General features: G+C 38.5%; 9 protein-coding genes. 5 read left to right on the forward strand and 4 right to left on the reverse strand.

Going from position 1 to position 11,830, the window contains the following annotated elements; translation table 11 throughout:
• Positions 1-13: 13 nt before the first annotated feature.
• From EWM59_RS12660 to EWM59_RS12670, 3 genes are all read right to left on the reverse strand, one after another.
• Positions 14-1,000 carry an NAD(P)H-dependent glycerol-3-phosphate dehydrogenase gene (locus EWM59_RS12660; protein ID WP_130021346.1) on the reverse strand — a complete coding sequence of 329 codons (987 nt, stop codon included), beginning with the start codon at positions 998-1,000 and terminating at the stop codon, positions 14-16.
• A gap of 107 nt (positions 1,001-1,107) precedes the next feature.
• On the reverse strand, positions 1,108-2,508 hold the full coding sequence (locus tag EWM59_RS12665) for an efflux RND transporter periplasmic adaptor subunit (protein WP_130021347.1): 1,401 nt from the start codon (positions 2,506-2,508) through the stop codon (positions 1,108-1,110).
• Positions 2,509-2,581: 73 nt separating this feature from the next.
• Positions 2,582-4,063, reverse strand: coding sequence for a TolC family protein (locus EWM59_RS12670; RefSeq protein WP_165372167.1), 1,482 nt, complete (start codon positions 4,061-4,063; stop codon positions 2,582-2,584).
• A gap of 223 nt (positions 4,064-4,286) precedes the next feature.
• Here EWM59_RS12670 and EWM59_RS12675 point away from each other — a divergent pair, with 223 nt between their 5' ends.
• The 3 genes from EWM59_RS12675 to EWM59_RS12685 are packed head-to-tail and all read left to right on the forward strand — an operon-like array spanning position 4,287 to position 7,771.
• Positions 4,287-5,066, forward strand: coding sequence for a hypothetical protein (locus EWM59_RS12675; protein WP_130021349.1), 780 nt, complete (start codon positions 4,287-4,289; stop codon positions 5,064-5,066).
• 27 nt (positions 5,067-5,093) lie between these two features.
• Positions 5,094-6,539, forward strand: a complete 1,446-nt coding sequence (gatB, locus tag EWM59_RS12680) for an Asp-tRNA(Asn)/Glu-tRNA(Gln) amidotransferase subunit GatB (protein ID WP_130021350.1) — start codon at positions 5,094-5,096, stop codon at positions 6,537-6,539.
• Between the two features lie 41 nt (positions 6,540-6,580).
• Positions 6,581-7,771, forward strand: a complete 1,191-nt coding sequence (locus EWM59_RS12685; protein WP_130021351.1) for a redoxin domain-containing protein — start codon at positions 6,581-6,583, stop codon at positions 7,769-7,771.
• Between the two features lie 60 nt (positions 7,772-7,831).
• Here EWM59_RS12685 and EWM59_RS12690 read toward each other — a convergent pair whose 3' ends face one another.
• The gene (locus EWM59_RS12690) at positions 7,832-9,697 is read right to left on the reverse strand and encodes a glycogen/starch synthase (RefSeq protein ID WP_130021352.1); all 1,866 of its coding nucleotides are present in this window, start codon (positions 9,695-9,697) and stop codon (positions 7,832-7,834) included.
• 177 nt (positions 9,698-9,874) lie between these two features.
• Here EWM59_RS12690 and EWM59_RS12695 point away from each other — a divergent pair, with 177 nt between their 5' ends.
• Positions 9,875-10,780: a DMT family transporter gene (locus tag EWM59_RS12695; RefSeq protein ID WP_130021353.1), complete on the forward strand. Its 906-nt coding sequence runs from the start codon at positions 9,875-9,877 to the stop codon at positions 10,778-10,780.
• A gap of 101 nt (positions 10,781-10,881) precedes the next feature.
• Positions 10,882-11,799: a hypothetical protein gene (locus EWM59_RS12700; RefSeq protein WP_130021354.1), complete on the forward strand. Its 918-nt coding sequence runs from the start codon at positions 10,882-10,884 to the stop codon at positions 11,797-11,799.
• Positions 11,800-11,830 lie beyond the last annotated feature (31 nt).

The following is an 11,830-nucleotide window of genomic DNA, read 5'->3' on the forward strand; positions in this document are numbered from 1 at the left end:
AGATGATTTGAGATTATTTCAATTTCTCTTTCAAATCTTCAAACTCTTTTTTCAGAGGTGCATTCTGATAAAGTATCTGGTAGGTAAAATTAGTAATAGGTATGTCTATTTCATAACCTTTCAGCATTTCGTAAATACATTTTACGGCATAATAGCCTTCAGCTACCATATTCATTTCCAGTTGTGCAGCTTTCACACTATAGCCCCGCCCTACCATATTACCAAAAGTACGGTTACGGCTGAACTGAGAATAAGCAGTTACCAGTAAATCACCGAGATATGCCGATGCACTCAAATCCCGTTTCATAGGGTCTATCACATCTACTACCCGACAGATTTCCTGCATGGCATTTGATACCATTACTGCCTGAAAATTGTCTCCACCGCCTAATCCATGTGTAATACCACAGGCTAAGGCGACAATATTTTTCATTACTGCCGAATACTCCACGCCATATAAATCGGCTAATGCCGATGTACTCACAAAACGGCAACGTAGTAAGTTGGCAAAATCATTTGCCAATACCAGATTAGGAGAAGCAATGGTGAGGTAAGAATGCTTTTCTAAAGCTACTTCTTCGGCATGACAAGGCCCTGCAATAACCCCAATATCATGCGCTGGTACCTCATAGGTCTGCTCTATCCAGTCGGTTACCAACTGGTTGGTTGCCGGAATCATACCTTTAATAGCCGAGATAACCTTTTTGCCTTGCAGATGGTTTTTATTGATGCTCTTCAGTGCATCTGAAAGAAAAGCCGCCGGAACGGCCAGTACTATCCATTCGGTATCACGTAAGGCTTCTTTTAAGTTGGTATAAGGCTTTACTTTTGAGGGGTGAATCTCTACGCTGCTCAGATAATTTTTATTATGGTGTAGCTTTTTGATATACTCTACATCTTCGCTATTCCGCATCCACCATTTAATATGTACATTACCCTCACTTAAAATCTTAATAATAGCCGTTGCCCAACTGCCGCCTCCTATAATCGTTATTTTCATAGTTTTACCTGAAAGGATTTAGTTCATGGTGCTAAATAAACCAAAAGCCTTGAAAAAACAAAAAGACTGCTTTCCGGCAGTCTTTTGTCTGATGTTTATAGCTAAAATTAATTCTTCTTACCCTTGTCTTTCGGCTCTATTTTTTTGGCAACTACATCACCCTCTTTCAGTTTTTTTGATACGGCAATAAACGGCCCTGAAACAATTTCTTCACCCTCTTTCAAGCCATCTTTAATTTCAATGGTTCCGGCAGCGGTATCTGTTATACCTGTTTTTACTTCACGTATTTTTACTTTACTGTCGGCTCCGGCTACAAATACTACTTCTTTAGGTGCTTCTTTTTTCTTGGCTTTTGGTTCTTCGGTTGAGGCTACGCCTTCACTTGGTGGGCCTTGCTGGTCTTTTTTCTCTTCGTTACTACCATCACGCGTAGTTACTGCCGCAATAGGTACACTCAGCACTCTCTCTTTTTTCTCGGTAATAATATCAACCGTTGCAGTCATACCCGGTTTAAACGGATATACTTTTTTTGCTTGTCTGTCTATCAAATCACGGTATGATTCAGGTAGAATTCTGATTCTCACTTCAAATTCTGTTACGGCATCAGTAGCAGCCGATGCAGCAGCTAACGTTCCGCCAGTGCCATTCGCTGTATTGGCAATCTGAGTTACAATGCCTTTAAATTTCTTCCCTGTTAATGAGTATGAATCTACATCAATATTGGCAGTATCACCTAAACTTACTCTTACTATATCGTTTTCGTTTACGTTGATTCTTACCTCCATATTGTTCAGATTGGCAATGCGAAGCATTTCGGTACCTGCCATTTGTGAGGTACCCACCACTCTTTCTCCTAATTCTACCGCCAGTTTGGATACAATACCGTTCATTGGTGCATAAATACTTGTTTTACGCAGGTTTTCAGAAGCATCTTTTAATCCGGCCTCTGCACTTCTGATACTAAAGGTAGATGCCTCCAGGTTAGCTTTAGCCGCAGCTACATCTTGTTTAGCTACTTTAAGGTTAGTTTCGGCAATTTCTAAGTCAGAAGCCGAAATTACTTTATCATCAAATAGTCTTTTCTGACGGTCATATTCAGCCTGTGCTCTTATCTGTCGTGCTTCCGACTGTGCAATCGCAGACTTTGCCTGTTCTGTAGTTGCCTTTGATTGGTTAACAACCGCTTCGGCCCGTTGTGTGATTGAAATATAGTTTTCAGGTTGAACTTTCAACAATAATTGTCCTTTTTTTACAGAATCGCCCTCTTTTACATATAAACCAATAATCTCACCGGGTACGTCAGGTGTTATTTTTACTTCAACTTCCGGTTGGATTTTACCCGAAGCCGAAACTGTTTCAATAATATCTGTTTTTCCTACTTTTACAAATTCAACTTCAGTAGGTTTTTCTTTACCTATCCAACCTGCCGATTTTGCAACGAATAGAAATATTACAAGTAGGGCTACTACACCGCCCAAAATCCACCAGATTCTATTTGATTTTTTCATTGAGAAAATAAATTTGTATACAATTAGTAATAAGGTAAGTAAATAGTTCTATGCCAACTAAAAGGTGAAAGGCTTAGAAATTAAGTGGTTTGTTCTGATAATAATCTAAAATCTTGATTCTGAAAATATAGTCATACTTTGCCTGAATCTGATTGGCTCTGGCACGGTCCAGATTAGTTTTAGAAATGCTATAATCTAACGAGTTGAGTGAGCCTACATTAAACTTAGACTCTGCGGCTCTGTAAGATTCTTCTAAAGCACGAACCTGATTGCCTAAAGCCGAATATCTTTTTGCCGAATTGCTCATGTTTACATACGCTGTTTCAATATCCTGACGCAAACGTAAACGCACGTTTTCGGCCTGAACTTCTGCCTGTTTTTGTTGGATAGTTGCTCCGGTTGTACGGTATTTAGCGTTATAGCCATTGAAAATCGGGATTCTGGCACTTATCCCTGCTGAGAGGTTTACGTTGCCCCCTAACTGACGGAAATAACCAATTTTCTCGCTCGTAGCCGTGGAGGTTGGCAGTAAAGCAATAACCGGATAACGCACCCCTCCTACATCTACGTACCCTGCTTCTGTCTCAACAATTTTTTGTGTTACCAATACTTTTTCTGCGGCAGTAGTCGTAGAAGTATTGGCATTGGCAAAAGCAGAAACCACCGGATATTTTAATCCTTTGGCAATATCCACTGCTTTTTGTGCCGCCTTTATACGCATATCAGCCGCCTGCACATCAGCCAGAAAACTCTGTGCTACTTCATATACTTCATTAGAAGAATTAGGATAAGCGGCTATGTTTGGGTTTGGCACTTCTATTCTTACTACATCAACATTTCTATCAGCAGCTATATTTAACAATTGTTTCAAAGTCAACTTAGCCGATATAATGGCATTCTCGGCATTTACTACCTGTACTTCATCATTAGCCAACTGTGCCTGAATATCAAAAAGGTTGGTTTCAGGTACAGACCCTGCATTTACCATTTTTTGTGTGCGTTCCAGTTGTATTCTTGACACCTCTACCTGTCTTTGAGAAATAGCTAAAAGGTCTTCCTGCGAGAGTATATTCAGATATGCCACTACTACATTCAGCGTAATTGTGTTTTTCATAGCTTGTAAATCTAACTTTGCTATTTCAACATTGGTCTGGTTTAAAGCTATGTTGTTACGGGTCTGGTAACCATCAAAAATAGTAACCCCTGATGAAAGACCAAAACCATTTGACCCAACCGTGTTGGTAATGATACCGTTGGTATAGGGGTTAATGTTACGTCCCGAAAACAAGTTCAGATTGGCACTTCCGTTCAGATTCGGGTATCTTGTCCACTTAGATTGCTCATAAGTATTCAGGTTGCTTTCTACTGTCAGGCCACTTTGTTTGATAGAAAGGTTGTTCTTTAAGGCCACATCTACGGCCTCTTGTAAGCCTATTTTATCTGCCGGGTTAGTATTGGCACTTGTGGTAACGGCAGACGACTGTTGTGCCTGAACAAAAACATTAACCAGTAATAGCAGCGATAGGGTAGGTAATAAGGTTTTAGCAAATTTCATAAGGAAAATATTTTTCATTTCTAAGAACCAATTCGATGAAACTTAAAAGGCTTTATACAAGTTTTGATAAGACAATCTTACGAAACAATCCTGTATGCCTGCCACAAGAAATGGATAAACGGTTTTATTGAAGTTTAGACTTAGTACTTTAGGGTTTGAACTTCTTGAAAAATAGCTTTAAGTTTGAAGTAAATTTCATTTGTTGTTAAATAAAGGTTTGAAAATGAGCGGTCAGACGCCTAAAGATTTTCTGAAGTTTCTGAAGAATCCTGATTTTATAGACGGGATTTACAACTATTGTGATAGTTGGTGTGAGCGCTGTGCCTTTACTGATAAATGTATGAATTTTGCGATGCGGAAGTACAAGGAAGAGGATAAAAGTGAAACAAATACAGGCGATAACCTGACAGAGGTTCTTCAACAGACAACTGATTTGATTAAGCAGATTATTGAAGACAAAGGCATGAGTTGGGAAGAAGTGGCAAGTGAGGCAGATAAAGAAACTCATACAGTTGACCCACACAAAGAAGCCGATAAGCATTGGAATGTAAGGGCAGCCAAAGAATATACATACTTATATGGTTCGTTTCTGAAAGAAGAACAGGGTTTTATGCGTGGCAAAGGTGTTGAGTTTCAGAATGAATTGAATAAAGGAATTATTTCGGTTGAAGAGGCAGAAGAAGCATTATTACAGATAGAAGATGCTTTTGAAGTAATTAACTGGTATCAGAGTCTTATTTATATTAAAATACGCAATGCCTGCCAATTGTTTTTTGAAGAAGACCTGAGCGATTTTATGGTAGATTATTACAATGGCAAAGCCAAACTAACGCTTGTGAGTATAGACAGGAGTCTGGCGGCATGGCTGGTGCTACAAGTGCATTTTCCGGAAAAAGTAAATAAGATTACCAGAATATTGTTTCAGCTTGAAAAACTACGCCGACAAATAGAAAAAGATTTCCCTAATGCTCGTAAATTTGTGAGACCGGGCCTGGATAAGTAAAAGCCCCTAATATTTTAACCTCATTTCATGCAATACGAAATTGTTATAGGATTAGAAGTACATTGCCAGCTTTCTACTGAAAGTAAAATTTTTGCTTCAGATTCTAACCAGTTTGGCAGCGAGCCAAATACCAATATTAGTGTTATTACATTAGGACACCCTGGTGTTTTACCAAAATTGAATAAAAAAGCCGTAGAATATGCTATCAGAATGGGGCTTGCCTGTGGCTGTGAAATAAACAGAAATAATTATTTTGACCGCAAAAATTATTTTTATCCCGACCTGCCGAAAGGGTATCAGGTATCGCAGGATAAATACCCGATTTGTAAAGGCGGTGGTGTAACTGTACGCCTGAAAGATGGCAAGCACTTTAAAGAAAGATTTCTTGAACTACACCATATACATTTAGAAGAAGACGCCGGGAAGTCGGTGCATGAGGGCGAAAGTGCTTATACACGCCTCGATTACAACAGAGCAGGCACGCCGCTGATTGAGATTGTATCGGAGCCTTGTATGAAAAGTGCTGAAGAAGCCGGAGCTTACCTGACCGAAATAAGAAAGATAGTTCGTTATTTAGATATCTGCGACGGTAATATGGAAGAGGGCTCTATGCGGGCAGATTTGAATATTTCGATTCGTCCGGTAGGTACAGAGAAGTTAGGAACAAAAGTAGAGGTAAAAAACATGAATTCTATCCGTAACCTGCAAAGGGCGGTAGAGTTTGAGTTTAAGCGACAAGTGAGAATGGTAGAAGCAGGCGAAGAGATTATTCAGGAAACCCGTATGTTTGATGCTGATAATGGTGAAACGTACGGCATGCGTGTGAAAGAAACCATGAACGATTATCGTTATTTTCCTGAACCGGATTTAGCACCTATCAGCATTTCTGATGAATGGCTACACGCTGTAAAAGCACAAATGCCTGCCTTGCCCCACGAATTGTTCAGACAGTTTACACAAGAATACGGTATTTTAGATGAGCATGCAGTAGTGCTTACAGATAACAAAGATATAGCCGGTTATTTTCTGGAAACAGCTAAGTTTACGCAAAACCATAGAGCTATTGCCAACTGGCTTACCTCTACTATTAAAGGATATCTGAACGAAAAAAATATAGAAATCAATGAGTTACCCCTAAAGCCTAATCAGTTAGCGGAGTTGATTAAACTGGTTGATGAAAACAAGATAAGCAGTTCTACGGCCGCACAAAAACTGTTTCCGTTATTATTAGATAACCCGAACCAAACTGCGTTATCTTTAGCTGAATCGAACAATTTGATTCAGCAAAGCAATACAGACACCTTGCAGACGTTAATCAACGAGGTTCTGTCTGCTTACCCTGATAAAGTAAAAGAATTTAAGAGTGGCAAAAAAGGTTTGATTGGCATGTTTGTTGGGGAAGTAATGAAAAAATCAAAAGGAACTGCTGACCCAAAACTAACCAATCAGTTATTGATAGAAGCCTTAAAATAAGCCATTCTGCCTGAATTATTGAATAATTGAATAACACATATATGAAACAATCTCTTTTTGCTATATGCTTTCTGGCCTTTGGCTTAGCTTGCCAGTCTCAGCCACAGAATGCAAGCACTGAAACAAAAGCAACCGCTACCGATGGAAAACCTTTTACTATAAAAGGTAAACTGAATAATCTGGTATCGGGTAAAGTTTACCTTGAAAAAATGAACGACAGAAATATTCCGATGAAAATAGATTCGGTAAGTATTGCTGCCGACAAGACTTTTTCGCTTAAAGGTAATATTGCTGAACCGGGAATTTATCAGGTAAATATCGCCAATCAGCAGGTAATTGGTTTAATTTTAGATGGTGGCGAAAATCTTAATGTAATAGCAGATGGTGTAAGCACGCCAGACAAAGCGGCTACATTCAGTGTTGATGGCTCACCTGCCATGGCTAAATTTAATCAGATAGTTGCCGAGGCACAGAAATTCCGTCAGACACAAACTACTTTGCAAGAGCAGTTTGATGCTATTAAGAAAGACGACAAGAAGAAAAAAGAACTGCAAGCCCAGTATATGGCTGCTGAAGAAAAATATCATAATACAATTAAACCTATCATAGCAGACTTAGGTACTTCTTTGGCGGGTTTAATTGCTATCAACAATTTTCTAAATCCTGAAAAAGATTACGAAATTTTTGCCAAAACTGCGGAGCAATTGCAAAAAGAAGGGCAGAACCATTTTTTTGCTAAACTCTTTATAGAAGATGTAAAACGCAGAAGCGCAGGTTCAGTAGGTTCAGAAGCACCTGACTTTTCGTTAGTAGATTTATCCGGCAAAAATGTAAAACTATCAGAACTGAAAGGAAAAGTAGTGATTCTTGATTTCTGGGCTACCTGGTGTGGGCCTTGTATTATGTCTTTTCCGGGCATGAAACAAGCAATGGAAAAATACAAAAACAATCCGAATGTACAATTCCTGTTTGTAAACACCTTTGAAAGAGTTGACCAAAGCCAATGGAAATCAACGGTTAGCAACTTTGTTAATCAGAGAGGTTTCAATACTTTCCCGGTTATTCTGGATATGGGCGGTGTTGTTGCCCTTAACTATGGCGTAAATGGAATTCCGGCCAAATTCTGTATAGATAAAGAAGGGAAAATCAAATTCAAAAGTACCGGCTTTATGGGTTCAAGCGAATTAGTGCTACAGGAAATGACCAAGTGGGTAGACGAAGCAGTGAAATAATAGAACATAAGGTATAAAAGCAAAAAGGGAAGATTTTAAAGTCTTCCCTTTTTTAATGACTTATAATCTGGTAACACCTTTGCGTTTCAATGCCAGGTCATGTGCCGTATCATAATACGAACGCAGGTTTGTCCAGTCAAATATCTCAGAGATATTTTCTACACGATTCCGTTGCATGATACGATCACGACGATTCATGGTTACAAAATTGAACATGATGTCGGCCAATTGGTCAGCGGCTTCATCATAGCTTTTTTCTTTACGATCTACCACATATACCCCTACGCTTTCATAATCTTTCATCAACTGAATCATAAAGTCTCCAAAACCTGATAAATCGCTTGTAACGGTTGGAATCCCACGTACAACACATTCTAAGGGTGTATAACCCCAGGGTTCATAATAACTTGGGAAAACACCTAAGTGACAACCTCTTACAAACTGGCTGTATTCCATACCGAATAATGGATTGGTAGGCGAAATAAAGTCGGGATGATACACAAATTTCACACGATCCTGCTGATGGTTCAGCAAGTTGGTGTATTTCAGATAATTCGTAATATCATCTTCCTGTTTCAGCAAATGGGTAACTGTATGTGGCAGTTTCTTGGTTTTCCAGGTCTGAATCGTGCGGCGTAATCTTAATCGCCAGTATTCATCTACAAACTCATTCAGGTCAGGCAGATTATGGTTTTCATCTGAAGCAGACGAGTGGAATAAATGCTCCCCTACCTGCTTTTCTATGGCCTCACAGGTTTCTCTTATCTCTTCCATCACCGCCCTTGACTGCAGAACTTCAGGATTAATAGAATAGACAGGATTTTTAGTGATAATAAACATCACAATGGTTGTATCAAGCCCTGCCTGCACAATCTTGAAGTTGAGCCTTTTTAAGGCCTCCAGAGTCAAATCATAGCCTTTATTTCTGAACTCGTAACGTCCTGAAGTAAAGAAATAAAGGGTATTGTCTAAATCCCATGAATAGCTCTGGAAAAAATGTCCCATCACAAACTGATGGATTTTTTCTTTATACTTTAAATGCAGGTTCTGAAACTCGTGCGTGGCTGCAAAACGGGTTACATTCAGGCCATTTGGTAAAATCAAATCACAGGTACGACCAAAAAACACTTCACATTCTTTAGCTGTTACATCACTTACGGTTGTGAGTACATGGCATTTCTGAGCGGCAAAACGCTCAATTTTAGCCTGTGCTTCTACCCCATAATGTTGTGCTTCATATTCCCAGTTATAGTAGCGTAGTTTTTCATAGAAATCAGGTTCATTACCTGCTATATAACGCCCAAGCATGGTAGCATGCGTAGTAAATACCGTTGAAATCGGTACGTTATCTGTACGAATATCTATCAGAGCCGATGCTACCATCCACTCATGGAAATGCGCCACTACATCGTTTTTATGCCCATAAGTTTCGCCAAACTCTGTCAGAAATACTCTTATCATTTCACCCAAAACAATTACCTGGTCAACCAGCGCTTCTGCATTCAGTGTCGAAATCTGATGGCGGTTCCATAAATTATGTTTCAGGTCATTGCTTTTATATAATAGGTTCTTAAAGTCCAATAAAACAATTCTGGGTTTGCCTGTTACGAGCCATCGGCCATAATGTACTTCATAGCCCATTTCCTGCATTCTTTTCACAATTCTGCCAAAATAAGATTCTTCCAAATCTTCAATCGGTTCAAATTCAACCATAGCAGTATTCTGAAAATAGGGACCAATCAAACAATAATTCTCACCCCATTCTTCTACCATTGAAGGCACCTTTGAGCGAATAACCGTATAAATTCCACCAACCTGATTACACACCTCCCACGCTATTTCCATCAATAAAGGCTTCTTTTGCTCTCGGGGCTGAATACTAACAGTTTCTTCTGATTCTTTTCTAAGTTTTTTGGACGTTACCATGTGGGTTAATTAATTTAATCTATTCCGATGAGTGAATTATACAATAATTTTTAACAATAACAATAAAAAATTTAACTTTTCAAATACTGACGAACTAAATGGGTAAGCGGTGTGTAAAAAATAAAAACAAAGCTATCATTTTTACCTTTTTGAAAACCATAAGAGGATTTATTTTTTATGACAGACCGCACAAAGTACTTGATTGGCGCATTTTTGATTTTTGGGGCGGCTTTTGGTTTTGCTTTAAAAGGTATTTTTATTAAGTCTGCCTATCAATATGGCATTGATTCTATCTCGCTATTATCATTAAGGTTTTTGTTTTCTGCTCCTTTCTATTTGTTTATTATTCTTCGTAAAAGATATAAAGAAGAGTCTCATCCTATCTTTGCCAAAAGGCGATGGCTCTATGTAGCCTTTATCGGCTTTATTGGGTACTATGTATCAGCTTATGTTAATTTCTTAGGACTTGAATATATTTCTGCCAGTCTGGAGCGGATTTTATTATTTATATATCCTACTTTTGTATTATTAATTAACGCTTTTTTAATTAAAAGAAAAGTAAGCAGATTACAATGGGTAGCCCTTCTGATTACCTATGCAGGTATCTTTGTAGCTTTTATGAAGCACTTTGAGGTACATCAGCAGAAAAATATTGCTTTAGGTGCTTTCCTTGTGATTCTGAGCGGTTTTACTTATTCATTTTATCTGGTCGGAAGCGAAAAGTTAGTCAATAAATTAGGTATAACCCGCTTCACCTCCTGGGCTATGTTAGCTGCACTGGTACCTACGCTGATACACAGTTTTTTTTATAATAGATTAGCTATTTTTCAATTTCCAGCTCAGGTTTACGTTATTGCTTTATCAATGGCTATCTTTTCTACGGTTTTGCCAACCTTTATGTTCTCGGCAGGTATCAAGCGTATCGGTTCCGGTAATGCTTCAATCATTGCAAGTATAGGCCCTATTTTTACCATAATTTTAGCAACTCTATTTTTGCAAGAACCTATCTGGCTGGAACAAATCGTAGGCACGATTTTGGTACTGACAGGAGTATTTCTGGTAAGTTGGAAAGGCAAAAAATAATATAACTCAGTTAACGACCCCTATCTTTCAAATACGAGATTTAATTAAGCCAATACAGGGTATTAATTAAATTTGAAAGATGCTTTCAAAAATTACAATTTATGAAGTATATGTGCTTCCTTGCAGGTGTTTTCCTATGGTCCTCTTGCAATAAAAAAGAATCAGACAAACAATCACAGCTTTGCGATAATGAGAATTTTAAGAAATACTGGCATGCTGACATCGCCGAAATCAGCAGTTATAGTCTGAAACAGGCACAATTCGGCAACCTGAATGATGGTGAGGCTATCATGGTATTCAATACCGAAGATTTCCGTAAAGACAAGCATGTAAAACTGGAATCAGACGCCAAAGAAAAAGCAGTAAAAGTACTGAAACTCAATTTCATCAAGCGATTCGTAACGGGTGTTCACGATTTTTCTATGTACACTTCTGTTTTTACGCCCGTTCAGACGCAAGACATCACCTCTACGCTAAAGGTTTCCAATACCAATCAGGATTGGAGCGGACAGACTTTCTTGCAGCTAAACTTTCGTCATAATGGCTATCAAGTATTGGGCAAATCTTATTTTGAAGAAGAGATTGAAGACGATTACCACATAGATAAGGCTATTTTAGAAGACGAGTTATGGACACGTATCCGTTTAGTACCTTGTCAGCAACTGCCCATAGGTAAAGTTATTTTGATACCCAGTTTAGGTTCTTTGCGTTTAAGGCGAGAAAAAGCGGCTCCGGCTATTGCCGATGTAACATTGGAACCCTATAAAGGCGATTCAACTTTCAGAGGAGACTCGTTGTTTGACTATCGGGTGAATTATATTGAAAGTAAAAGAAGTCTGAGAATCATATTTGAGAAGAATTTCCCACATAAAATTGTAGGCTGGGAAGAGAGTTATCGTGCGCATAACAAGACATTAACATCAAGAGCAGTGTTAAAAGCCACCATTCAAAATCCTTATTGGCAGAAAAATATGCCTGCCGACACCATTTATAGAAAAAAGTTACAATTGAAGTATTGATTTCATAATTTTGTTCTCAAATTTACGTTCA

It is taken from the genome of Emticicia agri, from assembly GCF_004168285.1.
Taxonomy (GTDB): domain Bacteria; phylum Bacteroidota; class Bacteroidia; order Cytophagales; family Spirosomataceae; genus Emticicia; species Emticicia agri.

Bases quoted from the DNA above. Each gene is read 5' to 3' on its own strand.
- EWM59_RS12660 (WP_130021346.1), bottom strand. From the start codon at position 1,000: ATGAAAATAACGATTATAGGAGGCGGCAGTTGGGCAACGGCTATTATT.
- EWM59_RS12665 (WP_130021347.1), bottom strand. From the start codon at position 2,508: ATGAAAAAATCAAATAGAATCTGGTGGATTTTGGGCGGTGTAGTAGCC.
- EWM59_RS12670 (WP_165372167.1), bottom strand. From the start codon at position 4,063: ATGAAATTTGCTAAAACCTTATTACCTACCCTATCGCTGCTATTACTG.
- EWM59_RS12675 (WP_130021349.1), top strand. From the start codon at position 4,287: ATGAGCGGTCAGACGCCTAAAGATTTTCTGAAGTTTCTGAAGAATCCT.
- gatB (WP_130021350.1), top strand. From the start codon at position 5,094: ATGCAATACGAAATTGTTATAGGATTAGAAGTACATTGCCAGCTTTCT.
- EWM59_RS12685 (WP_130021351.1), top strand. From the start codon at position 6,581: ATGAAACAATCTCTTTTTGCTATATGCTTTCTGGCCTTTGGCTTAGCT.
- EWM59_RS12690 (WP_130021352.1), bottom strand. From the start codon at position 9,697: ATGGTAACGTCCAAAAAACTTAGAAAAGAATCAGAAGAAACTGTTAGT.
- EWM59_RS12695 (WP_130021353.1), top strand. From the start codon at position 9,875: ATGACAGACCGCACAAAGTACTTGATTGGCGCATTTTTGATTTTTGGG.
- EWM59_RS12700 (WP_130021354.1), top strand. From the start codon at position 10,882: ATGAAGTATATGTGCTTCCTTGCAGGTGTTTTCCTATGGTCCTCTTGC.